Origin of the sequence: Aeromonas sp. MaB10011B (genome assembly GCF_017939325.1) — a bacterium.
GTDB classification, from domain to species: Bacteria; Pseudomonadota; Gammaproteobacteria; order Enterobacterales; family Aeromonadaceae; genus Aeromonas; species Aeromonas caviae.
Map to the genome: position 1 here is coordinate 46,656 of NZ_JAGKRK010000018.1, position 26,055 is coordinate 72,710.

The window sequence follows — 26,055 nt, forward strand, 5'->3', positions numbered from 1 at the left end:
TTTTCCAGCGAGACAGCCCATGAACATGAGCCACACCGAACGCCTGATCCTGAGCAACCAGTACGAGATCCTGGCCAAACTCAATCCGGAAAAGGCGGCGTTTTACCAGCGTGCCAGCACCATCGTCGAGCGCGGCTACTGCCTGCAGATCCTCGAGCTGGAGAAGAGCTTCGGCCACCTGGATCTCGCCACCTGCCAGGAGGTGCTGGACACTCTGGAACTGCACCATGCACTGGCCATCTCCTGGGGCAACCTGGATGCCAGCGCCCGGGCCGATGTCAACGAGAGCCGCCTTGCCTTCAACGGCTACAGCCGCAGCCAGGAGCGGGAACTGGCGGATTACGTCTGCTTCCTGCTGGAAGTGGACAAGCGCTTCCCCGAACTGCCCTGCCCCTGCGATGAGCTCTCCAGCGACATCGCCATGCGGGACAAGTACCAGCGCATGCTGGCGGTCTGGCGTCAGTGCCCCCGTCAGTACAAGCTATCCATCCAGGAGATCAGCAAAGTGCTGGCCGCCTGAATGTGAAAAAGGCGCCTGAGGGCGCCTTTGTCGTCAGTCTGACTTCGGAAAGTCATTCGTAGAGGAAGGATTTGTCTAGCTGCTTGAAGGCGGCGTTGAGGGTATCGGCCAGCTCTTCGTAGCGGGGACGCGCCACCAGCTGACGTTGACCGCCTTGCTCGTTCATCTTGCCGTTTATCTCCCGATACCAGGTGGCGAGGGAGGGGGGTAGCCGGGTATCGGCGCGCTGGCCGAGCCAGTAGTACCCTTGTAGCGGCAGGCTGAGCAGGAAGAGCACGGACGCCATCACGGAGGGCCAGTAATGAAGCTCGCCAAACTGGAACTGCACCATGACGCTGAGCACCGCCAGTGCCGGGATCACCTTGAGGGCGAATTCGGTGGCCTTGATCACCCGATTCTCCGGGAACATGGAATTAAGCTCGGGACGGCGCGGCCAAAGAGTCATATAATGACGGCCTTGCTGTAATTTAGTTCCAAAAATGTTCATGCTCATGCTACCTCCGAGCTCTTTTCGAACGCATTAACGGCAAAACCTCGACAATATTTGAGAGGCAATAACAAAGGTTGAGGATGACTTTGTTATTTTTCAACAATCAGGTTATCCTTTGTACGCCCATTTTTACGCTGGGGCACGGCCACTGACCAGTCAGGGACGTCTGAATATCGGGTCTTGTATCACTATACAAGGGGCAAGCAACAGATTGCCAACCCTCATAAGGATAAGTTGATAGTTTTTGGACGCACCGCGTCCGGCGCATCCTCCAACCCAACCCAATCTGCGATAGGATTTATTCATGAGTAAGCTGGTTCTTGTTCTTAACTGTGGCAGCTCGTCCCTGAAGTTTGCTGTCATTGACGCAATCACCGGTGATGACCTGCTGTCCGGCCTGGCCGAATGCTTCAACCTCGACGACGCCCGCATCAAGTGGAAGCTGAACGGCGAGAAAGGCAACGCTGATCTGGGTGCCGGTGCCGCTCACCAGGAAGCGCTGGACTTCATCGTTCACAAGATCCTGCCGCTCAACCCGGAACTGTCCAAGAACCTGATCGCCATCGGCCACCGCGTGGTACACGGCGGCGAGCGTTTCACCTCCTCCGTTCGCATCTGTGATGACGTCATTGCCGGCATCGAAGCCGCCATTCCTTACGCACCGCTGCACAACCCGGCTCACCTGATCGGTATCCGTGCCGCCCTGAAGGTCTTCCCGGAGCTGGCCGAGAAGAACGTGGCCGTGTTCGACACCGCCTTCCACCAGACCATGCCGGAAGAAGCCTTCCTGTACGCCCTGCCGTACAAGCTCTACAAGGAGAACGGCATCCGTCGCTACGGCGCCCACGGCACCAGCCACTACTACATCAGCCTGGAGGCCGCCAAGCAGCTGAACAAGCCGGTGGAAGAGCTGAACATCATCAACTGCCACCTGGGCAACGGCGGCTCCGTCTGCGCCATCAAGAACGGCCAGTCCGTCGACACCTCCATGGGCCTGACCCCTCTGGAAGGCCTGGTGATGGGTACCCGTTCCGGTGACATCGATCCGGCCATCATCTTCTTCCTGCACGACAAGCTGGGCATGAGCGTTGCCGAGATCAACACCATGCTGACCAAGGAATCCGGCCTGCAGGGTCTGACCGAAGTCACCTCCGACTGCCGTTTCGTTGAAGACAACTACGACAGCAAGGAAGAAGCCAAGCGCGCCATGGACGTGTACTGCTACCGTCTGGCCAAGTACATCGGTGCCTACGCCGCCGCCATGGACGGTCGTCTGGATGCCGTGGTCTTCACCGGCGGCATCGGCGAGAACTCCGCCCCGATCCGTGAGATCACCCTGAACAAGCTGGGCCTGCTGGGCTTTGACGTCGACCACGACGCCAACCTGAAGGCTCGCTTCGGCAAGGGCGGCGAGATCACCAAGGCTGGTTCCACCAAGGCCCTGGTTATCCCGACCAACGAAGAGTGGGTCATCGCCCACGACGCGCTGGAACTGGTCGGCGCATAAATTAGCTGTAGAGCAAGGCCGCCCCAGGGCGGCCTTTTCCTGATCCCAAAAAATGAACAAGGGGTAATAAGTGGCACGCACTATTATGCTCATCCCGGTCGGCACTGGTGTCGGCGTAACCTCCGTGAGTCTTGGCGTCGTTCGCGCCATGGAACGTCACGGTGTCAATGTCAGCTTCTTCAAACCGGTCGCCCAGCCGCGTCCGGGTGAAACCGGTACCGAGCGCTCCACCGCCGTGATCCGCGCCGCTGCCAACATCAATCCGCCCGAGCCGTTTGCCCTCTCCTACGCCGAGAACATGATCACCTCCAGCAACACCGACATCCTGCTGGAAGAGATCGTGGCCCGCTTCGAAGAGCACGTGAAGAGCAGCGGCGCCGAAGTGGTGGTGATCGAGGGCCTGGTTCCGACCGACAAGCAACCCTTTGCCAACAAGCTGAACTACGACGTCGCCAAGGCGCTGGACGCCGACATGGTGTTCGTGACCCATCCGGGCAACGACTCCAGCCAGAAGCTCAAAGAGCGCATCGAGCTGGCCTGCTCCAACTTCGGTGGCGTCAACAACCCGCGCATCGTGGGCTGCGTCATCAACAAGGTGGGTGCCCCGGTTGACGAGCACGGCGTGACCCGTCCCGACCTGACCGAGATGTTCGAAGCGCACCACCACGGCGCCGATACCGGCCACAACCTGGAAGTGCTGCAGGTCTTCGGCAAGAGTCCGCTGCGCATCCTCGGCTGCATTCCCTGGAACACCCAGCTGATCGCACCGCGCGCCAAGGATCTCGCCAAGCACCTGGCCGCCAAGATCATCAACAAGGGTGAGCTGGAAAGCCGCCGCCTGCAGACCGTGACCTTCTGCGCCCGCTCCATCCACAACATGATCGAGCACTTCCGTCCGGGCAGCCTGCTGGTGACTTCCGGCGACCGCTCCGACGTCATCGTCTCCGCCTGCCTCTCCGCCATGAACGGCGTCAAGCTGGGTGCCCTGCTGCTGACCGGCAACTACCACCCGGAACCGCAGGTGATGGCCCTGTGCCAACAGGCCATGGCCACCGGTCTGCCGATCATGATCACCGGCACCAACACCTGGCAGACCGCCGTCAGCCTGCAGAACTTCAACGTCGACATCCCGGAAGATGACCGCGAGCGTATCGAGCTGGTGCAGGACTACGTTGCTGGTCACATCGACAAGCACTGGATCGAGTCTCTCTCCGCCAAGTCCACCCGTTCCCGTCGCCTGAGCCCGCCGGCTTTCCGCTACCAGCTGACCGAACTGGCCCGTCAGGCCAACAAGCGCGTCGTGCTGCCGGAAGGGGAAGAGCCGCGGACCATCAAGGCTGCCGCTATCTGTGCCGAGCGTGGCATAGCCCGTCCGGTCCTGCTGGGCAACCCGGAAGAGATCCGTCGTGTTGCCGAACAGCAGGGCGTGGTACTGACCGACCGCGTCGAGATCATCGATCCGGTTGCCGTACGCGAGCGCTATGTGGCTCGTCTGGTCGAGCTGCGCAAGAACAAGGGCATGACCGAAGTGGTTGCCCGCGAGCAGCTGGAAGACAACGTGGTACTGGGTACCATGATGCTGGAGCGCAACGAGGTCGACGGTCTGGTATCCGGCGCCGTGCACACCACGGCCAACACCATCCGTCCGCCGATGCAGATCATCAAGACCGCCCCGGGCTCTTCCCTGATCTCCTCCATCTTCTTCATGCTGCTGCCGGATCAGGTGCTGGTCTACGGTGACTGCGCCATCAACCCGGATCCCACCGCCGAGCAACTGGCCGAGATCGCCATCCAGTCCGCCGACTCCGCTGCCGCCTTCGGCATCGAGCCGCGCGTGGCCATGATCTCCTACTCCACCGGCACCTCCGGCGCCGGCGCCGATGTAGAGAAAGTGCGTGAAGCCACCGAGCTGGCCAAGGCCAAGCGTCCCGACCTCATCATCGACGGCCCGCTGCAGTACGATGCGGCCATCATGGAGAACGTCGCCAAGTCCAAGGCACCGAACTCCCCGGTTGCCGGCAAGGCCACCGTGTTCGTCTTCCCGGATCTCAATACCGGCAACACCACCTACAAGGCGGTACAGCGCTCCGCCGAGCTGGTCTCTATCGGCCCCATGCTGCAAGGCATGCGCAAGCCGGTCAACGACCTCTCCCGTGGCGCCCTGGTGGACGACATCGTCTACACCATCGCCCTGACCGGCATCCAGGCAGCCCAGGCTGAGTAATCGACCCGCAGTCCGATGCAATGAAAAACCCGCCGAGAGGCGGGTTTTTTTATGGTTCGCGCCCAGAAATGTTGATCCGCAAGATCAGGTCGGGATCCCGTCCGGATCCACGGACAGATCCGCGTTCCGCCCTTGGCAAGGCACGAGGGATAAGCAAACGCTCACACCCTCGCCAGGGGATTGCACAAATGCGATCCAGCCAGGATCAAATTGAAATATCCCTTTAAGATCATGCGACTAACGCCAGACACACCGCTAATCTACAGAGTTTTCCACAGCTTTTGTGGATAGTTTACCGATCATTTGAAAGAAAATGACAGGTGAAGACCCTCCCTTCCCCCTTCTCTTTCACCCCCTCGATAACCTCCTGATGCTGTGGCCAGCATCCCTACCGGCCCCCCCACTTGCCCGCAACGCTGCCAGACACGAAAAAGGGCTCCGAAGAGCCCTTGAACAGCTATTTTCACATCCGGCCACATCAGGGACGCAGGGATTTGTCCGCCCGGGAGATGCCACAGACACCGGAGCGCACCACTTCGATGATCTCGTTGGTCTGGGCAGCCGTCTTGATGAAGGCGTCCAGCTTTTCGCTGGTCCCGACGAGCTGCACCGTGTAGAGCTCGGGGGTGACGTCGACGATCTGGCCACGGAAGATGTCCGCCAGCCGCTTCAGTTCGTCACGTGCACCACCGGCGGCGCGCGCCTTGACCAGCGCGATCTCCCGCTCGATGTGCTCACCCTCGCTCAGGTCACACACCTTGAGCACGTCCACCAGCTTGTGCAGCTGCTTCTGGATCTGCTCCAGCACCCGCTCATCCCCCATGGTGACGATGGTCATGCGGGACAGAGTGGGATCCTCGGTGGGGGCCACCGTCAGGGTCTCGATGTTGTAGCCGCGCTGGGAGAAGAGGCCTACCACACGGCTCAGGGCGCCGGATTCGTTCTCCAGCAGAACGGAAATTATATGTCTCATCAGGTTCTCTCCGTCTTGCTCAGCCACATCTCGTCCATGGCACCAAATTTGATCTGCATCGGATAGACGTGCTCGTCCGGATCGACCGAGATGTCCATGAACACCAGTCTGTCCTTCATGGCAAAGGCCTTCTCCATGGCGCTCTCCAGCTCCGCCGGATCGCTCACCGCAATGCCGACGTGGCCATAGGCTTCCGCCAGCTTGACGAAGTCAGGCAGGGATTCCATGTAGGAGTGGCTGTGACGGCCACCGTAGAACATCTTCTGCCACTGCTTGACCATGCCCAGCGCACGGTTGTTGATGGAGATGATCTTGATGGGCACCCCGTACTGCATGCAGGTGGAGAGCTCCTGGATGTTCATCTGCACCGAGCCGTCGCCGGTGACGCAGCAGACCACCGCATCCGGGTTGGCAAACTGGGCGCCCATGGCGGCGGGAATGCCAAAGCCCATGGTGCCGAGACCACCTGAGTTGATCCACTGACGTGGTTTGGCAAACGGGTAGTAGAGGGCGGCAAACATCTGATGCTGGCCCACGTCGGAGGCGACGAACGCCTCCCCCTTGGTCACCTTGTAGAGAGTCTCGATGACCTGCTGCGGCTTGATCAGGGTGGGATGGGTTTCGTAGGCCAGGCAGTTGCGGGAGCGCCACTGGCCGATCTGGCTCCACCAGTCCGCCAATACCTGCTTGTCGTTGTCGAAACCACACTCGCGAATCACTTCCAGCATCTGCTCCAGCACGGTTTCCACCGAGCCGACGATGGGCACATGAGCCTGCACCGTCTTGGAGATGGAGGTGGGATCGATGTCGATGTGGACTATGGTGGCATTCGGGCAGAACTTGGCCACGTTGTTGGTCACGCGGTCATCGAAGCGGGCACCCACGGCGAAGATGAGATCCGCGTTGTGCATGCTCTTGTTCGCTTCGAAGGTGCCGTGCATGCCGAGCATGCCGATGAACTGCGGATGGGTGCCGGAGAAGGCGCCCAGTCCCATGAGCGTGGTGGTCACCGGCAGGTTCAGCAGCTCCGCCAGCTTGGTCACCAGGTGATCCGCATTGGCGTTGATGGCGCCGCCACCCACGTACATGACCGGGCGGCTCGCCTCGGTCAGCAGCTTGGCAGCCCGCTTGATCTGGCCCTTGTGTCCCGCCTTGGTCGGATTGTAGGAGCGCAGGGAAACGGACTCGGGATACTGATAGGGGAACTTCTCTTTCGGATTCTGCACGTCTTTAGGCAGATCCACCACCACGGGCCCCGGGCGGCCACTGGCGGCAATGTAATAGGCCTTCTTGATGGCCTCGGGAATGTCGCTGGCTTTCTTGCACAGGAAGCTGTGCTTCACCACCGGGCGGGAGATGCCGATCATGTCGGTCTCCTGGAACGCATCCTCCCCGATCATGCTGGTCGGCACCTGGCCGGACAGGATCACCAGGGGAATGGAATCCATGTAGGCGGTTGCGATCCCCGTGATGCAGTTGGTGGCGCCGGGACCCGAGGTCACCAGCACAGTGCCCACCTTGCCGGTGGAGCGGGCGTAACCGTCCGCCATGTGCACTGCGGCCTGCTCGTGCCGCACCAGGACATGCTCCATCTTGCCGTTTTCGAAGAGAGCGTCATAGATGTCGAGCACTGAGCCACCAGGGTAGCCGAAAACGTGTTCCACTCCCTGATCTTCCAGCGCTCTAACCACCATCTGGGCGCCTGATAACATCTCCATGATAAAGCCCTCCAGGCTTTGCTCCGTTAAGCGAAAGCTATCGACAGTCCGCTGCTTCCCGGCAGCGCCGATCCGAGTCTTGTTGTTGTCTGCAGGCAGATCAGGCGAGTTCGGAGCCGTCGATAGTAGAAAAATAGGGGTTTTCCATCATTCACCCGAAAAGCGGGTGAAAAACCAACTTAACCCGCCCGTGAACGCTTGTCCACGGCTTTGTCTGGCCATAACAGTCATAAATTTCAAACAGCTATTAACATTCAGTGACTTGGCCACCAGACGGGCAACAAAGAGGGGCCCTGGGGGGAACAACCAGCGGATCATGCTGCCCGCGTCGGTCAGGAACAAAATAAACGGCCCACCCCGAGGGGGTGGGCCGTCAAAAACTGGCTGGTTTCACTGCTCGTCTTCGGGTTCTGCCAGCCAGATCTGCTGATCCGGATCCGTCTCTTCGCAGACCGAGATGCTGACACCCATGTCGAGCAGCTCATGCAGGGTGAGATTGTCTGCCAGGGTCATGGTGTCGCCGTTTTCATTGGTAAAGCGCATGGTGTCCGTCCTCTCCGTGGTGGGATCGACTCAGTTTAGTCAAAGGCGCTGAGTTGGGATAACCAGGGACGCTCCTGGCCGGTACGGCTGGCAAGCTCCCCCAGGCTGTCACACACCTCCTCCGGAAAGAGAGTCCTGCCCCAGAGGCGGCGGGAGAGCGCCCCCACCTCCTCCCCGGCACCGGCCAGCAACCAGTCGGCCAGCTCTCCTGCCACATCGGGATAGCGTACTCTGCCAGGAGAAGGGGCCTCCAGCCAGCTTCGCACCGCATTGGCATCCAGGCTGTCCATCAACTGGGCCAGCCCCATCAGTTCCAGGGTCCTGCCGTTGGTCAACTGCTCGAACTGGCCACCCAGGGGTTTGACCAGCAGCTTCTTGCCGAGGGAGAGCGCCTCGGAGGCAAGCTCGAATCCCGCATTGCTGATGACCCCGCGACAACCGGCCAGCGCCAGCTTGAACCCCTCTCTTGCCTGAGGTTCAAAGCGGATGTTGCGCCACTCGCTGCGCTTGCGCACCTCGGGATGGAAGCAGATGAACGACTGCGGGCTGAAACGCGACAACAGGGCCGCGATCGTCTCTGTCTGCTCGAATGGCAGATAGACCAGGACCTGCTGGTTGTCCGGCACCGGCTCGAGGGGATCGACGATGGGAGGCAGCAGGGGCTGGCCGAAATGGAACCAGTGCAGTCCCAGGGACTGGCGTACCGGCGCAAAATGGCGCATCAGCTGGCGGTTGAAGCCGCTCTCTCCCCAGCGCGGAATGGGCCAGTCGAAGCTCGCCTGATGGCTGATGGTGAGGCTGGGTTTGCCCCAGCGGCGAGCAGCATGGGCACTGAGCGGCTCGAAGTCGCTGATGACCAGATCGTACTCGCGACAATCGAGGGTACGCAGATCTTGCCAGAAACGCAGGGGAGAGAGTCCCTTGAGGGTACGCCAGCCCGAGATGCGCCCCTGATGGCTGGCGAAAGTGATACCGGGGAAGGTGCGATAATCCCCGAACTCCCCCATTTCGAAGTAGCCGTCGGCGGCGCGCCCACTGAACAGATAATCCACCGCCACGCCCCTGCTCTTCAATGCGCGCGCCAGGGTCCGGCTGCGACTGATATGGCCGTTGCCGGTCCCCTGAACGCCGAACAGTATCCTCATCCCTGGCTCCAACCCAGCGCCCAGAGGGCGCAACCACCACCAAGCAGCGCCCCGGCCACCAGATCGCTCAGATAATGCACCCCGAGCAGCAGGCGGGACGCCCCCACCAGCGCGGCCCAGACAAACAGCAGCGGTGCCCAGAGCGAGAAACTGGCGGCCAGTACGGTCGCCATCAGAAAGGCGGCCGCGGTATGGCCCGAGGGCAGGCTGTAACGATCCGACGGGGTGATGAAGACAGGCAGCCCTGCCGGGCGCTGGCGTTTGAGGGCATTCTTGAGCAGCAGGTAGAGCGGCAACTCGAGGGCAAACGCCCAGAGCGCCACCCTGACCGCCTCCTGCCCGGCGCTCCCCTGCCACCAGAGCAGGCAGGCCGCCACGGCATAGAGGGGGCCGTCACCGGTACGGGAGACAAGCCGGCTTATCCTGGCCTGCGGCTGATTGTAGGGGTGGAGCAGGCAGACACGGCACACCCGCAGGTCCCATTGCTGGATCTTGTTCATCACGGCCCTCCTTTGCATCCTGAGTGCAGACTAGGAGGGCGGCATGACACTTCGTTGACGCCCAGATAACAGATTGATGAAAAAAAGGGCCCAGGGGCCCTTTTTCATCCGTCATCCCGAAAAAGTCAGTTCAGGGCACCGCGCAGGCCGTTTTCCATCAGGCGGCAGTTGTGGGCGGCGAGGCGGCTCATGAAGTGCTCATCCACCGTCAGGCCAAACACCTGCTCGTAGAGATCCTTCATCACGAAAGGCTGCCACATCATGCTGAGGAAGGAGATCTTCAGCATCTCGGGGTCCAGGTTGTCCGCCAGCTGGCCGTTGGAGCGCATGGATTCGAGCAGGGCATCGAACTGGGGAAGTTGGCGATCCAGCAGGCGGCTCAGCACAAAATCACGCCCCGGGCTCTTTTCAGTGGACAATGCGCTGGAGATGGCGGAGGTCAGCTCGCTGTTGGGCGCCATCACCTGATAGTAGGTATTGAGCAGATCGGTCAGGCTGCGGTTGCTGCTCTCGTCGTGCCAGGCTTGCTCGAGGGGCTCGGCCACATCCCCCAGCACCGCCTTGTAGAGGCCTTCCTTGCTGCCGAAGTAGTAGTGGATCATCGCCAGATTGGAGCCTGCCAGCTCGGCAATCTCGCGGGTCGTCACCTTGCTGTAGGGGGTGTTGAGAAAACGTTCGCGTGCGGCGGCAAGCAGCTTGTCACGAATGTCGGAACGTCCGACTGGACGGCCAGGTCTGCGTTTTTCCATGGAATACCTCAGATAATTCAGCAAGGGCTGATAAGTCGATCTGATTGTGCGGGTGATCGAGTACAGCAGGAATGACCAGATAATCAGGCATGAACCGAATATGGGACAAGAGAATTTGCACTCCTTTACAATCCGATTAAATAAACCAGTGGATTGAACCTGTCCATTCCGGTTGACACAGCATAAAAATCTCGTTATTGGTAGTAGCGTTATCGACTGGAAGGATTGAGACATCATGCGTATTGCCGCTCCGCTACTACTGCTCTCCCTAATCGCGACTCCTCGCGCGGGATCCTTGTAGCCGGGCTAAGGCATAGCCGGAATTTACAGAAACCCGTGCACCCCGCACGGGTTTTTTTATGCCATGCAGGATGCACGCAGCGAACTTAGGAAGAGGGAAGTCACATGTCAGATCGGGTCATCATATTCGACACCACCTTGCGTGATGGTGAGCAGGCGCTGTCGGCCAGCTTGACGGTCAAGGAGAAGCTGCAGATCGCCCAGGCGCTGGAGCGGCTCGGTGTCGATATCATGGAAGTGGGTTTCCCCGTCTCCTCCCCCGGCGATTTTCAATCGGTTCAGACCATCGCCCGTCACATCAAGAACAGCCGGGTCTGCGCCCTGGCTCGCGCCCTGCAAAAAGACATCGATGCCGCCGGCGAAGCCTTGAAAGTGGCAGAGGCATTTCGCATCCATACCTTCATCTCCACCTCCTCCATCCACGTGGAGAGCAAGCTGAAAAAGAGCTTCGAAGACGTGCTGGAGATGGGGGTCGGCGCCATCAAGCACGCCTTGCGCTACACCGATGACGTGGAGTTCTCCTGCGAGGATGCGGGCCGCACCCCGATAGACAACCTGTGCCGCATGGTGGAAGCCGCCATCAAGGCCGGCGCCCGCACCATCAACATTCCTGACACCGTGGGCTACACGGTGCCGACCGAATTCTCCGGCATCATCCACACCCTGTTCAACCGGGTACCCAACATCGACAAGGCCATCATCTCGGTGCACTGCCACGACGATCTGGGCCTCTCGGTGGCCAACTCCATCAGTGCCGTGCAGATGGGGGCCCGCCAGATCGAGTGCACCATCAACGGCATCGGCGAGCGTGCTGGCAACTGCTCTCTGGAAGAGGTGGCGATGATCCTGAAAACCCGCGCCGACCTGCTCGGGGTACACACCAACATCCGCCACAGCGAGATCCACCGCACCAGCACCCTCGTCAGTCAAATCTGCAACATGCCGGTGCAGCCCAACAAGGCCATCGTCGGCGCCAACGCCTTCTCCCACAGCTCAGGCATCCATCAGGATGGCGTGCTCAAGGCGAAGAACACCTATGAAATCATCACCCCCGAGAGCATCGGTCTCACCCAGAACAACCTCAACATGACCTCCCGCTCCGGCCGCCACGTCATCAAGCACCGGATGGAGAGCATGGGCTACGCCGAGAGCAGCTACGACCTCGACGATCTCTACGCCAAGTTCCTCACCCTGGCCGACAAGAAGGGCCAGGTGTTCGACTACGACCTGGAGGCCCTCGCCTTCTTCAGCCAGATCCACGAGGAGCCCGAGCACTTCAAGCTGGAGTACCTTGGCGTGCAGAGCGGCAGCTCGGTGCTCGCCACCGCCTCGGTCAAACTCAAGGTAGGCCAGGATCTGGTGTGCGAGGCCGCCACCGGCAACGGCCCGGTGGATGCGGTCTACCAGTGCATCAACCGCATCACCGGCTACGAGATCCGCATCGACAAATACGAACTCAAGGGCAAGGGCGAGGGCAAGAACGCCCTCGGCCAGGTGGACATCGTCGCCGAATACAAGGGGCGCAAGTTCCACGGCATGGGGCTGGCCACCGACATCATCGAATCCTCGGCCCAGGCCCTGGTCCACGTGATCAACAGCATCTGGCGCGCGGACCAGGTGGCCGAGCAGATGGAGCGCAACCACACCATCAAATCGGAAACCGTCTGAGCCCGCCGCCGGACAAGATGACAGCATGACATGGGGAGGACCGGGGCCTGGGCAGTGGTCCGGACCGGCCTCCCGGATGAAACGGAATCACACTATCAAGACGGAGAGAGTATGAGCAGTTATCGGATCGCAGTATTGCCGGGTGACGGCATTGGCCCGGAAGTGATGGCAGAGGCCATCAAGGTACTGGAAAAGGTGCAGACCAAATTCGGCTTCTCCCTCGACTATGACCGTCACGACGTCGGCGGCATCGCCATCGATAACCACGGCACACCGCTGCCCCAGAGCACGATCAAAGGCTGCGAAGCGGCCGATGCGGTGCTGTTCGGGTCGGTGGGTGGCCCCAAGTGGGAGCACCTGCCGCCCAACGATCAGCCGGAGCGCGGTGCCCTGCTGCCCCTGCGTGCCCACTTCAAACTGTTCTGCAACCTGCGCCCGGCCCGCATCTACACCGGTCTGGAGCAGTTCTCCCCGCTGCGTGCCGACATCTCCGATCGCGGCTTCGACATCGCCTGCGTGCGCGAGCTGACCGGCGGCATCTATTTCGGCCAGCCCAAGGGGCGTGAAGGGGAAGGCGCTACCGAGAAGGCCTTCGACACCGAGGTGTACCACCGCTTCGAGATCGAGCGCATCGCCAAGATAGCGTTTGAATCGGCCCGGGTGCGCAAGTCCAGGGTCACCTCCATCGACAAGGCCAACGTGCTCGCCTCCTCCATCCTGTGGCGCGAGGTGGTGACCGAGGTCGCCAAGTCCTACCCGGACGTGGCCCTGAACCACATGTACATCGACAACGCCACCATGCAGCTCATCAAGGATCCGTCCCAGTTCGACGTGCTGCTCTGCTCCAACCTGTTCGGTGACATCCTCTCCGACGAGTGCGCCATGATCACCGGCTCCATGGGCCTGCTCCCCTCCGCCAGCCTCAACGAATCCGGCTTCGGTCTGTTCGAGCCGGCCGGTGGCTCGGCCCCGGATATCGCCGGCAAGGGGATTGCGAATCCCATCGCCCAGATCCTCTCCGCCGCCCTGATGCTGCGTTACAGTCTCGGCCAGGAAGCCGCCGCCCAGGCCATAGAGCAGGCCGTGGCCCAGACCCTGGCAGAAGGCTATTTCACCGCCGACCTGCATCAGGCCAGTGCCACGCACCCGGTGCAGAGCACGGCCGACATGGGCAGCCAGATCGCCGCGCGCATCTGATCCCACGGCATCGATAACAAGGAAACCGAGCAATGTCCAAGACCCTCTATCAGAAAGTGTTCGACGCCCACGTGGTCCGGGAAGTGGAAGGGGAAACCCCTCTCATCTACATCGACCGTCACCTGGTGCATGAAGTGACCAGCCCCCAGGCATTCGACGGCCTGCGCGCCATGAACCGCCAGCTGCGTCGCCCGGATCTGACCTGGGCCACCATGGATCACAACGTCTCCACCACCACCAAGGACATCGCCGCCTCCGGCGAGATGGCCCGCATCCAGATGGAGACGCTCGCCGCCAACTGCAAGGCGTTCGGGGTTCGTCTCTATGACTTGAACCACAAGTACCAGGGTATCGTCCACGTGATGGGCCCCGAGCTCGGCATCACATTGCCCGGCACCACCATCGTCTGCGGTGACTCCCACACCGCCACCCACGGCGCCTTCGGCTCGCTCGCATTCGGTATCGGCACCTCCGAAGTGGAACACGTGATGGCCACCCAGACCCTGAAACAGGGCCGTGCCAGGACCATGCGTATCTCTGTCAACGGCAAGCTGGCCGCAGGCATCAGCGCCAAAGACGTGGTGCTCGCCATCATCGGCAAGGTGGGTCATGCAGGCGGGACCGGCTACGTGGTGGAGTTCGCCGGTGAAGCCATCGAGGGGCTCACCATGGAAGGGCGCATGACGGTGTGCAACATGGCCATCGAGCTCGGCGCCAAAGCGGGCATGATTGCCCCCGACCAGACCACCATCGACTACATCCGTGGCAAGGAGTTCGCTCCCAAGGGGGAGGCGCTGGAACAGGCCATCGCCTACTGGCTGACCCTCAAGAGCGACGAAGGTGCCCACTTCGACGCCGAAGTGGTGCTCGACGCCGCCGACATCGCCCCGCAAGTGACCTGGGGCACCAACCCGGGCCAGGTGATTGCCGTCAATGAGCCCATCCCTGCACCGGAATCCTTCGCCGATCCGGTGGAGCAGCAGTCCGCCCGCAAGGCCCTCGCCTACATGGACCTGCAACCGGGCCAGAAGCTCTCCGACGTGGCCATCGACAAGGTGTTCATCGGTTCGTGCACCAACAGCCGCATCGAGGATCTGCGCGCTGCCGCCGCCATCGCCCGCGGCCGCAAGGTCGCCGCAGGGGTACAGGCCCTGGTGGTGCCGGGCTCCGAGCAGGTGAAGGCCCAGGCCGAGGCCGAGGGGCTGGACAAGATCTTCATCGAGGCAGGCTTTGAGTGGCGTTTGCCCGGCTGCTCCATGTGTCTGGCCATGAACAACGACCGGCTGCAACCGGGGGAGCGCTGCGCCTCCACCAGCAACCGCAACTTCGAGGGGCGTCAGGGTCGTGCCGGTCGCACCCACCTGGTGAGCCCGGCCATGGCCGCCGCCGCCGCCGTCACCGGCCGCTTCGCCGACATTCGTGCACTGTAAGAGGGAACGTACATGACAGGTTTCAAACAGCATAAAGGGATCGTCGTTCCCCTCGACAGCGCCAACGTCGACACCGACGCCATCATTCCCAAGCAGTTCCTGCAGAAGGTGAACCGCATCGGCTTTGGCAAGCACCTGTTCCACGACTGGCGCTTCCTGGACGATGCAGGCCAGCAGCCGAACCCGGCGTTCGTACTGAACCAGCCCCGCTACGCGGGGGCCAGCATCCTGTTGGCGCGGGAGAACTTCGGCTGCGGCTCGAGTCGCGAGCACGCCCCCTGGGCGCTGGCGGACTACGGCTTCAAGACCCTGATCGCTCCGAGCTTTGCCGACATCTTCTACGGCAACGCCATCAACAACGGCATGGTGCCGGTTCGTCTGAAAGAGGAGGAGGTCGACGCCCTGTTCCAGCTGGTCGCCGCCCAGCCGGGTATCGAGATCGAAGTGGATCTGGAGGCCAACCAGGTGCGTGCAGGCAGCCTCACGTTCGGCTTCGAAATCGACGAGTTCCGTCGCTACTGTCTGCTCAACGGGCTGGATGCCATCGGTCTGACCCTGCAGCACGAGGCCGCCATCAGCGCCTTCGAGGCGAAGCAGCCAAGCTGGATTTGACGAGCCTGTGACAAGAACGCGAGTAGAATCAACAGGGAGCCAAGGCTCCCTGTTTTATTGTCGGGTCGCTGTACAAAGCCCGCCACCTCTGCATGTCCGACAGGAGACACCCATGTCCGCAAGGGGCGCCCTTTCATTGCTCTGCCTGCTGCTCAGCCTCCCGGCCCTGGGCGGGCAGACCTCTTTCACCAACAGTGGCGGTCAGCTCAACGTCGGCTGGCAGGACAGGGAGGGCAAGGCGCAGCAGCTCAGCTACCGGCTGGAGGCGGGCAAGCTGCCCCCTCTCATCGCTTACCGTCCGGCCAGGATGCAGGAAGACGTACTGCAAAGCCTGCTGCAACAGGCCCCCCTGGCGTTCCCCGAGGTGCAGTTCTCCCTCGTTCGCCCCGCCATGAGCCTCAGCATCAAGAGCCGCAACGCCGACAAGGCGCGGGAAGCCTCCCAATGGGTCAAGCCCGAGCAGGCCAAACTGGAGGCTGCCTGGCTCACGCAGCACTACTTCCAGCCCTTCACTACCCCCGACGGCGCTCCCGCCATCAAGCAGGATCATGTGCGCATCGCCCTGGAGAGCCGGGACGAACTGGCCCCGTTGATGGAGCAGCTCAAGCAGGAAGGGGCCACCGAGACCGAGGCGCGCCAGAAGACGGTGGCCCACATGCTCGACTTCATCCAGGCCATCCCCTATCAACTGCTCGACAGCCAGTCGGGCCGCTCTGGCAAGGGGTTTCTGAGCCCGCGCCAGGTGCTGGAGCAGAACCGGGGGGATTGCGACAGCAAGGTGACCCTGATGGCCGCCCTGCTGGCCCAGGGGTATCCCGATCTCAAGCAGGCCATGGTGTTCGTGCCGGGACACGCCCTGCTGGGGGTGGCCTTGCCAGCCAAACCGGGGGAAGCCACCTTGAGCCGGGCGGGGGAGACCTACCTCCTGATGGAGCCGACCGGCCCGGCCCAGCTGCCCATGGGCCAGCTCGCGCCCACCAGCAAGACGCTGGTCGACAGCGGCCAGTTGAGCGTACAACCGGTGCAGGATGAGGGGAAATGAGACAGGCCAGCCCATGGCTGGCCTGTCTCGAGGAGGACGGGCGCCCGGGTCTCAGGTGAGGGAGAGAAACTCCAGCGCCAGCAGGAGACCGTCTTCTTCCTCCAGCACCCGCACGATGCGAGCCTGGGCCTCGAAGGGAGGCAGAAGATTGCTGCTGGTCGCCAGGCTCACCCGGATGGGCTGGGCCAGATCGAACGCGTGCTTGTTCACCTCGACGCCCATGCCGTTGGCGCTGAGATCCCGGCAGACCCCCTCCAGCACCTGCTGATGCTGGAACAGGGTGACGGGGGCATTGATGACCATGCGCTGGAAGGCACGTCTTTCCTTGGTGCTGGTGATCACTGGGGACTTCCTCCTTGGTGGTGGCTCGCACGATGCGGCCCGTGAAACATAGTGCTGGCCTCCCCCCAGGAACGCCAATACAATGCGATGCGTTGCTCAAACGGGGTGCGGTTTACCGCTGAGATTATACCCGTGAACCTGATCCAGATAATGCTGGCGGAGGAATTTGAGGCATGGCGCGCGTTTTTTGTGCCCTCATCCGCCGGCGCTCACCACACGCGAGGTGCCATTGATGAGCACCCCGATACCCACAGGAGTGCCATTGATGAAGACCCTGCTGCTGATCGCCACCAGCCTGCTCTCTGCCCAGGCGTTTGCCGCCGACACCCTCACCGTCTACACCTACGGCTCCTTCGCCGCCGAATGGGGGCCGGGCCCCAAGATCAAGCAGGCCTTCGAGAAGGAGTGCGGCTGCACCCTCAATCTGGTACCCCTCGAGGATGGCGTCGCCATCCTCAACCGGCTGCGGCTGGAAGGCCAGCACAGCAAGGCCGACATGGTGCTGGGGCTGGACGATGCCCTCATCAGCGAGGCCAAACAGAGCGGCCTGTTCGCCCCCCATTCCACCAGGCTCGATGACCTCAAGGTGCCGGGTGGCTGGCAGGATGACACCTTTGTCCCCTATGACTACGGCTACTTCGCCTTCGTCTATGACAGCAACAAGCTCAAGCAGCCCCCCAAGAGCCTGAAGGAGCTGGTGGCGCGCCCCGATATCAAGGTGATCTATCAGGATCCCCGCACCTCCACCCCGGGTCAGGGGCTGATGCTCTGGATGAAGTCGGTCTACGGTGATGAGGCCCCTGCCGCCTGGGCCACGCTTGCCAAAAAGACGGTCACCGTCACCAAGGGGTGGTCAGAGGCCTACGGCATGTTCCTCGACGGCGAGGCGGACATGGTGCTCTCCTACACCACCTCCCCCGCCTATCACCTGATCGCCGAAAACAAGCCCCAGTACCGGGCGGCCGCGTTCGAGGAGGGTCACTACCGCCAGGTGGAAGTGGCGGCCAAGCTCAAGGGCGCCACACAGGGCAAACTGGCTGACCAGTTCCTGCAATTCATGGTGAGCCCCGCCTTCCAGAACGAGATCCCCGGCGGCAACTGGATGTATCCGGTGACAGACGTGGCGCTGCCCAAGGGGTTCGAACAGATGATCAGCGTAGCTAAGCCCCTCACCTTCAGCTCTGACGAGGTGGCCGCCAACCGCAAGGGGTGGATCCGCGAATGGCTGCAAGCCGTCACCCAGTGAGTTCAGGTCGTCGTTCCCTCTGGTGGCTGCCCGGCAGTGCAGCCACCCTGGTCATCCTGCTGCTCTCCATTGGGCCGCTGGTCGCCCTGTTGTGGCAGGCGGGGGCCCTCTCCCCCCGCGCCCTGCTAGGCGATCCCTACCTGCGCCACGTGCTGGGTTTCAGCCTCTGGCAGGCACTGCTCTCCACCCTGCTGAGCCTGGGGCTTGCCATCCCGGTGGCCAGAGCCCTGGCGCGACGCCGTTTCACCGGACGCCGCCTGCTGCTCAAGCTATTCGGCCTCTCCCTGGTGTTGCCGGTCATCATCGCCATCTTCGGCATGGTGGCGGTGCACGGTCGTCAGGGCTGGCTGCCGCAACTGCTGCACGGCCTGGGCCTGGATCCCGGCAACTATCTCTACGGCCTGTTCGGCATCCTGCTGGCCCATGTCTTCTTCAACATGCCGCTGGCCGCCCGCCTCATCCTGCAGAGCATAGAGAGCATCCCCGAGTCCTCCTGGCGCCTCGCCAGCCAGCTCGGCATGCGCTCCTCCCACATCTTCCGGCTGCTGGAGTGGCCGCTCATCCGCGGCATCTTGCCGGGGCTCGCCAGCCTCATCTTCATGCTCTGCTTCACCAGCTTCACCACAGTGCTGGCGCTCGGGGGCGGCCCCAAGTCCACCACACTGGAGGTGGCTGTCTACCAGGCGCTGCGCTTTGACTTCGATCTCGCCACCGCTGGCGGGCTCGCCCTGGTGCAACTGCTGCTGACCCTGGCCCTGCTCCTGCTGCAACACAAGCTGCAGACCACCCCGGCCAGTCGCCTCACCAGCCGTCGCCCCTGCCTGCGTCCCGACAGACACCAGAAGGGCAGCGCTCTGGTGGATGGCCTGGCCCTGACCATGGGGCTCGCCATCTTCCTGCCGCCCCTGCTGGCCATCGTGGTCGCCGGGTTCAACCCCGGTCTGCTGGCGGCGCTCGGCTCACCCCGGCTGTGGCAGGCAGGGGGGCAGTCCCTGGGCATAGCCCTGGCGGCGGGCTCCCTGGCCACTTTGCTCGGCGCCGGGCTGCTGCTCACCAGCCGGCATCTGAGGGTGCGGGATCGCAAACGGCGGGCCGCCGCCCTGTGGGAGGCCAGCGGCTCCATGATCCTGATGATCCCGGCGGTGGTGCTCTCCACCGGCCTCTTCATCCTGTTCATGCCCTTCACCGACGTCTTTGCCCTGGGCCCCTGGCTGGTGGTGCTAGTCAACGCGCTGATGGCGCTGCCCTATGTGCTGCGCACCCTCTCGGCCCCCATGCAACTGGTGGTGCGCCAGTACGATAGGCTGGCGGACAGCCTGGGGGTGCGCGGCCTGCATCGCCTGCGCCTGGTGGAGTGGCCCCTGCTGCGCCGTCCGCTGGCCCTGGCCATGGCGCTCTCGATGATATTGTCCCTCGGGGATCTCGGGGCCATCGCCATGTTCGGCAGCCAGACCCTCACTACCCTGCCCTGGCTGCTCTATCAGCAGCTCGGCAGCTACCGGCTGACCGAGGCGGCCGCCACCGCCCTGCTGCTGCTCACCCTCTGCTTCTCCCTGTTCTGGCTGGTGGAGCGGGGACTGGGAGGCAGGCATGTGGATCACTGATCCCCGGCGGCATTGCCGCCTCCCCGCCCCCAGGATCCGGCCGGGCACGTCCCTGGAGCGCCCCTTGTGGCAGTCACTCACGCTGCCTTTCATCAATTTTTCTTACTTGTTGTTCTATAAAACGACATTCAGGAGCCAAACATGCTGGTAATTGAGGAACTGGTCACCAGTTATCCCGACTGGCAGGTGACCTTCAGTGCGACCTTGCCCAAGGGGGAGATCACCGCCCTCATCGGTCCGAGCGGCGCCGGCAAGTCCACCCTGCTCGGCATGATCGCGGGCTTCGTGCCGGTGGAGTCGGGCACCCTCACCTTCGACGGCCAGGATCTGCTGTCACTGGGCCCCGCCGAGCGCCCGGTCACCACCCTGTTCCAGGATCACAACCTCTTCCTGCACCTGTCGGTGTTCGACAACATCGCCATCGGCCTGCATCCCGGCCTGCGCTTGAATCCGGCCCAGAAAAGGCAGGTGCAGGAGGCCGCTGACAAGGTGGGCCTGGGGGAGATGCTGACGCGCCTGCCGGAGCAGCTCTCCGGCGGCCAGCAGCAGCGGGTGGGGCTGGCCCGCGCCCTGGTGCGGGGCAGGCCGCTGCTGCTGCTGGACGAGCCCTTCTCGGCCCTCGATCCGGCCCTGCGGCGGGAGATGTTGGCGGAGGTCGCCCGCCTCGCCTGCGAGCAGGGCATCACCGTGCTGATGGTCTCTCACAACCCGGAGGATGCCCAGCTCATCGCCGATCAGGTGCTCTTCATCGACGCGGGGCGCATCGCCTTGCAGGGCAAGCCGGATATCCTGCACAGCAGCGATCACCCGGGGCTGCTGCGCTACCTGGGCCGCGCTCTGTCGCCACAGTGAAGGGCTGACAAGCTGATGGTCTCTCCCTGTCGTTCCCAGGACGATGCCCAGCTCATCGCCGATCAGGTGCTCTTCATCGACGCAGGACCCATCGCCTTGCAGGGCAAGCCGGATATCCTGCACAGCAGCGATCACCCGGGGCTGCTGCGCTACCTGGGCCGACCGAGAGAGGCATGAGATAGGCGGGATCAAAAAAGGGGAAGCCGTCCGGCTTCCCCTTTCTCATGCAGAGATCCCGTCAAATCAGAGATTTTCCTCGGCGAACGAAGCCAGCCGGCTGCGCACCACCCCGTTCAGGAAGATGTTGGCACTGCCGTCGAAGTCCTTGAACCGCTCGACGATGTAAGTCAGACCCGAGGTCACCGGGCTCAGGTAGTTGGAGTCTATTTGAGCCAGGTTGCCGGAGCAGACGATCTTGGTCCCCTCCCCGCAGCGGGTGATGATGGTCTTGATCTGGGACGCGGTCAGGTTCTGGCACTCGTCCAGCAGCACGAAGGTGTTCTGGATGCTGCGCCCGCGCATGAAGTTGACCGATTTGAACTGGATGTTGGCCTTCTCCATGATGTAGCTGAGGGACCCGCTCATGTTCTCGTCCTGCTTGTGCAGCACCTCCAGAGTGTCGGTGACCGCCGCCAGCCAGGGCATCATCTTCTCTTCTTCGGTGCCGGGCAGGAAGCCGATGCTCTCGGCAATTTCCGGGGTATTGCGGGTGACGATCACCTTCTCGTAGATCCCCTTCTCGATCACCAGCTCCAGCGCCGCCGCCATGGCGAGCAGGGTCTTGCCGCAGCCCGCCGGGCCGGTCAGGATCACCAGGTCGATGTGCGGATCCAGCAGGGCATCCAGCGCCATGCCCTGATACACGTTCTTGGGATGCACCCCCCAGGCCTTGCGGGACATCAGCCGCTCGCGGCCGAGATCTTTCAGGCGGATCTTGTTGCCGTCGTGGCTCAGCACCCGCGCGGCAAAGAAGTTCTCCTCGTCCAGCAGGTACTGGTTGACGTGGACTCCCTCCAGCAGGTTGGCATCGATGACGTGGACCGTATCGCGGCCATGGGTTTCGCTGTCGCACTCACCGACCCGCTCCCAGAAGCTGCCGGGCACCACCTGGAAGCCCTTGGCGAGCAGGCGGATGTCGTCGATGAGCTGGTCGCTGCGGTAATCCTCCACATGGGCAAGACCTGCTCCCTTGGCCTTGAGGCGCATGTTGATGTCTTTGGTGACCAGCACCACCTGACGCTTCATCTCGTGCTTTTGCAGGTAGAGGGCGGCGTTGATGATGCGGTTGTCCGCCTCCTTGTCGGTGAACACCTCGGCATCCTGGGGCAGATGGTGGTCGCTGAAGATGGAGATACGGCCGCTCGCCTCGCCGGCCAGCGCCACCCCTTGCACTATCTGCTCCGGAGTCGCATCGCGGAACACATCTTCCAGGGCACGGATGGCGATGCGGGCATCACGGCTGACGTCTTTCTGGCGATCCTTGATGTTGTCGAGCTCTTCGAGCACCGTCATGGGGATGAGCACGTCGTGCTCTTTGAAGGAGTAGATGGCGAGGGGTTCGTGAAGCAGAACGTTGGTATCCAGGATAAACAGCTTTCGGTCCGTGTTGTCCATAAGCATCCTCCTTGGCACTGAAGGTGCCACGTGTGTGAATCTCAGATGTCATTGAAACCACACGGCCGTGACAGTTTTATTACCCCCAACGCTACGCCCGAATTTACCGGTGCGCAACAAATCGCTGCCATCATGGGCGTCGTTCGAACATAAAATCAGCAACGAAAAGGCCGGCATGTCGCCGGCCTTTGGTGGCAATCAGCCCCTCAACCGCACTTGGAATCCCCGCAGTTGAGACAGGTCATGCAGCCATCCTTTTGCACCAGCGCCTTGGTGTGGCACTTGTAGCAGAGCGCGGCACTGGGTGGGAAACCGCTGCCCGCCGGCTGCTCTTCTGCCTGCAATTGCGCCTGCTTCTCGGCCAGGAACGCCTGCTGGTGCTCGTCCAGCCCGGGTACCTTGAGCATGCCGATCTCGGTGAGATGGGTTTCGATCACGTTGCCAATTTCGGCGATGAGCGAAGGCACGTACTTGCCCTTGTTCCAGTACCCCCCCTTGGGATCGAACACGGAGCGCAACTCCTCCACCAGAAAGGTGACGTCCCCTCCCTTGCGAAACACCGCCGAGATGATGCGGGTCAGCGCCACTATCCACTGATAGTGCTCCAGACTCTTGGAGTTGATGAAGATCTCGAACGGGCGCCGGGTCTCGTGCACCGTGCCCTCGTTGAGAATGATGTCGTTGATGGTGATGAACAGCGAGTGCTCGGAGACATGCTCCGGCGTCTTCAACTTGTAGGTGGTACCCATCAACCGTTCCGGGCGCAGCACGGTTTCATGCATGTGCACCACGTCATCCTGGGGCGCCGGCGCATCTTGCGGCTCATCCCGGGTTTTTACCTTGTAGGCGACGATTTTTCTGTCGATCTTCTTGACCATGTCTCGTCCTCAGAACTTGCCGTAATAGCCTTCTTTCAAGGCGTCATAGAGGTTGGCGGCGGTGTGCAGCTCGCCATCGTATTCGATCTCCTCGTTCCCCTTCGCCGTGATGACGGTGCCATCTTCCAGGGTAAACTCGTAACTGGTGTTCTCCAGATCCTTCTCCTTCACCAGCACGCCCTGGAAGGCGGCCGGGTTGAAGCGGAAGGTGGTACAGCCCTTGAGGCCGGAGTCCGAGGCATAGAGGTAGATATCCTTGAACTGCTCGAACGGAAAATCGGTCGGCACGTTGGCGGTCTTGGAGATGGAGGAGTCAATCCAGCGCTGGGCCGCCGCCTGGATATCCACGTGCCCGGTCGGCGTGATGTCGTCCGCGGTGATGAAGTAATCCGGCAGGCGGCTACCCTCCTCCTCGGCATAGGGCATGGCGGCCGGGTTCACCAGCTCGCGATAGGCCAGCAGCTCGAAGGAGTAGACATCCACGCTCTCCTTGCTCTTCTTGCCCGGTTTGATGACATTGCGGCTGTAGTGGTGGGCAAAGCTCGGCTCGATGCCGTTGCTGGCGTTGTTGGCGAGCGACAGAGAGATGGTACCGGTCGGCGCTATGCTGCTGTGGTGGGTGAAGCGTCCGCCCACCTCGGCCAGCTCGGCCACCAGAGCGGGATCCACTTCGGCCACCTGCTGCATATAGCGGCTGTAGCGGGCATGCAACACCTTGCCCTTCACCTTGTCGCCGAGCTTGATGCCATCTGCCGCCATTTCGGGACGCAGACGCAGCATCTTGCCGGTGACTTCGAACTCCTGCTCCATGATGGGGGCGGGCCCCTTCTCCTTCGCCAGACGCAGAGACTCCTGCCAGCCGGTCATCGCCAGCTCCTGGGAGACCTGTTCGGTGAAGGCGACGGAGGCCGCAGAGCCGTACTTGATGCGCAGCATGGTGAGGGTCGAGCCCAGCCCCAGGAAGCCCATACCGTGGCGACGCTTGGCGGTGATCTCCTCGCGCTGCTTGGCCAGCGGCAGCTGGTTTATCTCCACCACGTTGTCGAGCATGCGGGTGAAGATGGCCACCACCTTGCGAAACGCTGGCCAGTCGAAGGCGGCCTGCTCGGTGAAAGGATCGCGCACGAAGGTGGTCAGGTTGACCGAGCCCAGCAGACAGGCCCCATAGGGCGGCAGAGGCTGTTCACCGCAGGGGTTGGTGGCACGGATCTCTTCGCAGAACCAGTTGTTGTTCATCTGGTTCACCTTGTCGATCAGGATGAAACCGGGCTCCGCATAGTCGTAGGTAGAGGTCATGATGACGTTCCACAGCTTGCGCGCGGGCAGGGTCTTGTAGACCTTGCAGGCCACCTGGCCCAGCTCGTTGATCACCACACCCTCCTTGTTGGGCCAGTCCGCCCAGACCACCCTCGCTGGGTCATCCAGCGCGATGCCATCCTGCTCCACCTCCTTGGCGGTGTAGGGGAAGATCAGTTGCCAGGGTGCATCCTCTTTCACCGCACTGACGAACTCTTCGGTGATGAGCAGGGAGAGGTTGAATTGACGCAGGCGACCATCCTCCCGCTTGGCCTGGATGAACTCGATGACATCGGGGTGACGGATATCCATGGTGCCCATCTGGGCGCCACGACGGCCACCGGCAGAGGAGACGGTAAAGCACATCTTGTCGTAGATATCCATGAAGGAGAGCGGCCCGGAGGTATAGGCCCCCGCTCCCGAAACGAAGGCTCCGCGCGGTCGCAGGGTCGAGAAGTCGTAACCGATGCCGCAACCCGCCTTCAGGGTCAGCCCCGCCTCGTGCACCTTGCCGAGGATATCGTCCATCGAATCCTCGATGGTGCCGGAGACGGTGCAGTTGATGGTGGAGGTCGCCGGCTTGTGCTCAAACGCCCCGGCGTTGGAGGTGATACGGCCCGCCGGAATGGCACCATTGCGCAGGGCCCACAGGAAGGGTTCATACCAGGTGTCGGGTTCGCGCTCCTGCGCAGCCAGCGCGCGAGCGACACGCTGGTAGGTCTCGTCGATGGAGCCGTCGATGGGTGCGCCATCCTTGCTCTTGAGACGATACTTGCTGTCCCAGATCTCGAGAGACGTCTCCTGCAGAGGGATCTGGCGGCTGGCGGTGACGCCCTCCTGTACCGGAATGGATTTAGCCATGGTCAATCAACCTCCTGTGAATGGGGTAATATCGTGACAAAAATACTACCAGTAGTGAATTTAAGAACTCAAAGCACAATATATTGTGCTTTATCCGTCATAAGGGCGCCGATTCTATCCTAAAAAAATGCCCCGGCCAGCAGATTTCTGGGCCAGGGCATTTAACCGGTTCAATTTCCGAGAGATTTAAAGCGAGAGACTATCTCAGGGTTTCTTGACGTATACGCTCGGAGTCTCACCCGCCATATTCAGATAGAACTCATAGACGCCATCCGCCTCGGGCGAGAACTTCATGTCCTCATACTTGGAGCACGGGTTGACCGGTACAGGTTCCCCGCCGAGCACGGCAACGCCATCGCTCGGGCTCTTGTAACCGAAGTTGGTGCCACAACTCCAGCCGGAGTCGGCAAACTTGAACTTGTAAGGAGCCCACTCTTTCTTGAGCGTCCCCTTGGCCATGTAGAGCTTGTCGGCAACCTTGACGACCTTGCTTTCGTCGGTGGCCATCCAGTCGTTCATCTCACCACGCAGGTAGATGGACTTGCCACCGAAGTCACTGTTGTCCGCCGCCGCCTGCTCTGCACCACCATTGGATGCGCAACCGCCTAATACCAGGGTTCCCGCCGCCAGCATCATCGTTACTGTTCTTTTGAACATGTGTCCATTCCTCAAATTATTGTGATTCCTTGGTCCATCGATGTGGACCCGGGAATTAAACCAGAGCAGGCATGACAAGAAAGGTAG

General features: G+C 61.8%; 24 protein-coding genes and 1 riboswitch. Of the genes, 12 read left to right on the top strand and 12 right to left on the bottom strand.

Going from position 1 to position 26,055, the window contains the following annotated elements:
• Nucleotides 1-19 precede the first annotated feature (19 nt).
• Complete coding sequence (locus tag J9893_RS07325; protein WP_039040945.1) at nucleotides 20-520, top strand: YfbU family protein; 501 nt, start codon at nucleotides 20-22, stop codon at nucleotides 518-520.
• A 52-nt stretch (nucleotides 521-572) separates the two neighbouring features.
• Here J9893_RS07325 and yfbV read toward each other — a convergent pair whose 3' ends face one another.
• Entirely contained in the window at nucleotides 573-1,013 is a 441-nt protein-coding gene (gene yfbV / locus J9893_RS07330) for a terminus macrodomain insulation protein YfbV (RefSeq protein WP_029313829.1), read from the bottom strand.
• A gap of 301 nt (nucleotides 1,014-1,314) precedes the next feature.
• Between yfbV and J9893_RS07335 the strand changes: the two genes are divergently transcribed.
• Together J9893_RS07335 and pta are read left to right on the top strand one after the other, a co-directional pair.
• Entirely contained in the window at nucleotides 1,315-2,517 is a 1,203-nt protein-coding gene (locus J9893_RS07335) for an acetate kinase (protein WP_041211117.1), read from the top strand.
• 70 nt (nucleotides 2,518-2,587) lie between these two features.
• Nucleotides 2,588-4,741, top strand: a complete 2,154-nt coding sequence (gene pta, locus J9893_RS07340) for a phosphate acetyltransferase (protein WP_119197348.1) — start codon at nucleotides 2,588-2,590, stop codon at nucleotides 4,739-4,741.
• Between the two features lie 478 nt (nucleotides 4,742-5,219).
• On the opposite strand, the gene ilvN is transcribed toward pta, so the two are convergent.
• The 6 genes from ilvN to J9893_RS07370 form a co-directional block, all read right to left on the bottom strand.
• Nucleotides 5,220-5,714 carry an acetolactate synthase small subunit gene (ilvN, locus tag J9893_RS07345; protein WP_010673160.1) on the bottom strand — a complete coding sequence of 165 codons (495 nt, stop codon included), beginning with the start codon at nucleotides 5,712-5,714 and terminating at the stop codon, nucleotides 5,220-5,222.
• Nucleotides 5,714-7,432, bottom strand: coding sequence for an acetolactate synthase 3 large subunit (locus J9893_RS07350; RefSeq protein WP_171865080.1), 1,719 nt, complete (start codon nucleotides 7,430-7,432; stop codon nucleotides 5,714-5,716). The genes ilvN and J9893_RS07350 overlap by 1 nt, the downstream gene beginning before the upstream one ends.
• A 390-nt stretch (nucleotides 7,433-7,822) precedes the next feature.
• Nucleotides 7,823-7,975: a hypothetical protein gene (locus J9893_RS07355; protein ID WP_010673158.1), complete on the bottom strand. Its 153-nt coding sequence runs from the start codon at nucleotides 7,973-7,975 to the stop codon at nucleotides 7,823-7,825.
• 35 nt (nucleotides 7,976-8,010) lie between these two features.
• A complete protein-coding gene (locus J9893_RS07360) occupies nucleotides 8,011-9,120 on the bottom strand; it encodes an MJ1255/VC2487 family glycosyltransferase (RefSeq protein WP_210600693.1) in 1,110 nt (369 codons plus the stop codon).
• A complete protein-coding gene (locus tag J9893_RS07365) occupies nucleotides 9,117-9,620 on the bottom strand; it encodes a phosphatase PAP2 family protein (protein ID WP_043156166.1) in 504 nt (167 codons plus the stop codon). Before J9893_RS07365 ends, J9893_RS07360 begins: the two co-directional genes overlap by 4 nt.
• Before the next feature lie 125 nt (nucleotides 9,621-9,745).
• Nucleotides 9,746-10,369 carry a TetR/AcrR family transcriptional regulator gene (locus J9893_RS07370; RefSeq protein WP_010673155.1) on the bottom strand — a complete coding sequence of 208 codons (624 nt, stop codon included), beginning with the start codon at nucleotides 10,367-10,369 and terminating at the stop codon, nucleotides 9,746-9,748.
• Between the two features lie 405 nt (nucleotides 10,370-10,774).
• Here J9893_RS07370 and leuA point away from each other — a divergent pair, with 405 nt between their 5' ends.
• The 5 genes from leuA (at nucleotide 10,775) to J9893_RS07395 (ending at nucleotide 16,618) form a co-directional block, all read left to right on the top strand.
• Nucleotides 10,775-12,337 (top strand): 2-isopropylmalate synthase, encoded by a 1,563-nt coding sequence (gene leuA / locus J9893_RS07375; protein ID WP_010673154.1) that lies wholly within the window; start codon nucleotides 10,775-10,777, stop codon nucleotides 12,335-12,337.
• Nucleotides 12,338-12,448: 111 nt separating this feature from the next.
• Nucleotides 12,449-13,534 (top strand): 3-isopropylmalate dehydrogenase, encoded by a 1,086-nt coding sequence (gene leuB, locus J9893_RS07380; RefSeq protein WP_039041178.1) that lies wholly within the window; start codon nucleotides 12,449-12,451, stop codon nucleotides 13,532-13,534.
• Nucleotides 13,535-13,566: 32 nt separating this feature from the next.
• A complete protein-coding gene (leuC, locus tag J9893_RS07385; RefSeq protein WP_041211113.1) occupies nucleotides 13,567-14,964 on the top strand; it encodes a 3-isopropylmalate dehydratase large subunit in 1,398 nt (465 codons plus the stop codon).
• Nucleotides 14,965-14,976: 12 nt separating this feature from the next.
• Complete coding sequence (gene leuD, locus J9893_RS07390; protein ID WP_109111918.1) at nucleotides 14,977-15,576, top strand: 3-isopropylmalate dehydratase small subunit; 600 nt, start codon at nucleotides 14,977-14,979, stop codon at nucleotides 15,574-15,576.
• A gap of 112 nt (nucleotides 15,577-15,688) precedes the next feature.
• Nucleotides 15,689-16,618 (top strand): transglutaminase domain-containing protein, encoded by a 930-nt coding sequence (locus J9893_RS07395; protein ID WP_210600695.1) that lies wholly within the window; start codon nucleotides 15,689-15,691, stop codon nucleotides 16,616-16,618.
• Nucleotides 16,619-16,669: 51 nt separating this feature from the next.
• Here J9893_RS07395 and J9893_RS07400 read toward each other — a convergent pair whose 3' ends face one another.
• Nucleotides 16,670-16,960 (bottom strand): PilZ domain-containing protein, encoded by a 291-nt coding sequence (locus J9893_RS07400; RefSeq protein WP_039041182.1) that lies wholly within the window; start codon nucleotides 16,958-16,960, stop codon nucleotides 16,670-16,672.
• 91 nt (nucleotides 16,961-17,051) lie between these two features.
• Nucleotides 17,052-17,142, top strand: a riboswitch (TPP riboswitch).
• A gap of 83 nt (nucleotides 17,143-17,225) precedes the next feature.
• On the opposite strand from J9893_RS07400, the gene thiB reads away from it, so the two are divergent.
• From thiB to J9893_RS07420, 4 genes are all read left to right on the top strand, one after another.
• Nucleotides 17,226-18,206 (top strand): thiamine ABC transporter substrate binding subunit, encoded by a 981-nt coding sequence (gene thiB / locus J9893_RS07405; RefSeq protein ID WP_161470224.1) that lies wholly within the window; start codon nucleotides 17,226-17,228, stop codon nucleotides 18,204-18,206.
• On the top strand, nucleotides 18,182-19,810 hold the full coding sequence (gene thiP, locus J9893_RS07410; RefSeq protein ID WP_050485252.1) for a thiamine/thiamine pyrophosphate ABC transporter permease: 1,629 nt from the start codon (nucleotides 18,182-18,184) through the stop codon (nucleotides 19,808-19,810). Before thiB ends, thiP begins: the two co-directional genes overlap by 25 nt.
• A 141-nt stretch (nucleotides 19,811-19,951) precedes the next feature.
• A complete protein-coding gene (gene thiQ, locus J9893_RS07415; protein WP_210600697.1) occupies nucleotides 19,952-20,662 on the top strand; it encodes a thiamine ABC transporter ATP-binding protein in 711 nt (236 codons plus the stop codon).
• Nucleotides 20,663-20,677: 15 nt separating this feature from the next.
• The gene (locus J9893_RS07420; RefSeq protein WP_167418737.1) at nucleotides 20,678-20,839 is read left to right on the top strand and encodes a hypothetical protein; all 162 of its coding nucleotides are present in this window, start codon (nucleotides 20,678-20,680) and stop codon (nucleotides 20,837-20,839) included.
• 66 nt (nucleotides 20,840-20,905) lie between these two features.
• Here J9893_RS07420 and J9893_RS07425 read toward each other — a convergent pair whose 3' ends face one another.
• The 4 genes from J9893_RS07425 to J9893_RS07440 form a co-directional block, all read right to left on the bottom strand.
• On the bottom strand, nucleotides 20,906-22,276 hold the full coding sequence (locus J9893_RS07425; RefSeq protein WP_010673145.1) for a PhoH family protein: 1,371 nt from the start codon (nucleotides 22,274-22,276) through the stop codon (nucleotides 20,906-20,908).
• A gap of 206 nt (nucleotides 22,277-22,482) precedes the next feature.
• Complete coding sequence (locus tag J9893_RS07430) at nucleotides 22,483-23,154, bottom strand: NrdJb (RefSeq protein WP_182935836.1); 672 nt, start codon at nucleotides 23,152-23,154, stop codon at nucleotides 22,483-22,485.
• 9 nt (nucleotides 23,155-23,163) lie between these two features.
• Nucleotides 23,164-25,311 carry an adenosylcobalamin-dependent ribonucleoside-diphosphate reductase gene (locus tag J9893_RS07435; RefSeq protein ID WP_210600699.1) on the bottom strand — a complete coding sequence of 716 codons (2,148 nt, stop codon included), beginning with the start codon at nucleotides 25,309-25,311 and terminating at the stop codon, nucleotides 23,164-23,166.
• 204 nt (nucleotides 25,312-25,515) lie between these two features.
• Nucleotides 25,516-25,968, bottom strand: coding sequence for a pullulanase (locus tag J9893_RS07440; protein ID WP_029313820.1), 453 nt, complete (start codon nucleotides 25,966-25,968; stop codon nucleotides 25,516-25,518).
• Nucleotides 25,969-26,055: the final 87 nt, after the last annotated feature.

Bases quoted from the DNA above. Each gene is read 5' to 3' on its own strand.
- J9893_RS07440 (WP_029313820.1), bottom strand. From the start codon at position 25,968: ATGTTCAAAAGAACAGTAACGATGATGCTGGCGGCGGGAACCCTGGTA.
- leuC (WP_041211113.1), top strand. From the start codon at position 13,567: ATGTCCAAGACCCTCTATCAGAAAGTGTTCGACGCCCACGTGGTCCGG.
- thiP (WP_050485252.1), top strand. From the start codon at position 18,182: ATGGCTGCAAGCCGTCACCCAGTGAGTTCAGGTCGTCGTTCCCTCTGG.
- J9893_RS07360 (WP_210600693.1), bottom strand. From the start codon at position 9,120: ATGAGGATACTGTTCGGCGTTCAGGGGACCGGCAACGGCCATATCAGT.
- J9893_RS07395 (WP_210600695.1), top strand. From the start codon at position 15,689: ATGTCCGCAAGGGGCGCCCTTTCATTGCTCTGCCTGCTGCTCAGCCTC.
- ilvN (WP_010673160.1), bottom strand. From the start codon at position 5,714: ATGAGACATATAATTTCCGTTCTGCTGGAGAACGAATCCGGCGCCCTG.
- thiQ (WP_210600697.1), top strand. From the start codon at position 19,952: ATGCTGGTAATTGAGGAACTGGTCACCAGTTATCCCGACTGGCAGGTG.
- J9893_RS07425 (WP_010673145.1), bottom strand. From the start codon at position 22,276: ATGGACAACACGGACCGAAAGCTGTTTATCCTGGATACCAACGTTCTG.
- leuA (WP_010673154.1), top strand. From the start codon at position 10,775: ATGTCAGATCGGGTCATCATATTCGACACCACCTTGCGTGATGGTGAG.
- J9893_RS07350 (WP_171865080.1), bottom strand. From the start codon at position 7,432: ATGGAGATGTTATCAGGCGCCCAGATGGTGGTTAGAGCGCTGGAAGAT.
- yfbV (WP_029313829.1), bottom strand. From the start codon at position 1,013: ATGAGCATGAACATTTTTGGAACTAAATTACAGCAAGGCCGTCATTAT.
- J9893_RS07420 (WP_167418737.1), top strand. From the start codon at position 20,678: ATGGTCTCTCCCTGTCGTTCCCAGGACGATGCCCAGCTCATCGCCGAT.
- leuB (WP_039041178.1), top strand. From the start codon at position 12,449: ATGAGCAGTTATCGGATCGCAGTATTGCCGGGTGACGGCATTGGCCCG.
- J9893_RS07325 (WP_039040945.1), top strand. From the start codon at position 20: ATGAACATGAGCCACACCGAACGCCTGATCCTGAGCAACCAGTACGAG.
- J9893_RS07370 (WP_010673155.1), bottom strand. From the start codon at position 10,369: ATGGAAAAACGCAGACCTGGCCGTCCAGTCGGACGTTCCGACATTCGT.
- J9893_RS07430 (WP_182935836.1), bottom strand. From the start codon at position 23,154: ATGGTCAAGAAGATCGACAGAAAAATCGTCGCCTACAAGGTAAAAACC.
- J9893_RS07355 (WP_010673158.1), bottom strand. From the start codon at position 7,975: ATGCGCTTTACCAATGAAAACGGCGACACCATGACCCTGGCAGACAAT.
- thiB (WP_161470224.1), top strand. From the start codon at position 17,226: ATGAAGACCCTGCTGCTGATCGCCACCAGCCTGCTCTCTGCCCAGGCG.
- J9893_RS07335 (WP_041211117.1), top strand. From the start codon at position 1,315: ATGAGTAAGCTGGTTCTTGTTCTTAACTGTGGCAGCTCGTCCCTGAAG.
- leuD (WP_109111918.1), top strand. From the start codon at position 14,977: ATGACAGGTTTCAAACAGCATAAAGGGATCGTCGTTCCCCTCGACAGC.
- J9893_RS07435 (WP_210600699.1), bottom strand. From the start codon at position 25,311: ATGGCTAAATCCATTCCGGTACAGGAGGGCGTCACCGCCAGCCGCCAG.
- J9893_RS07365 (WP_043156166.1), bottom strand. From the start codon at position 9,620: ATGAACAAGATCCAGCAATGGGACCTGCGGGTGTGCCGTGTCTGCCTG.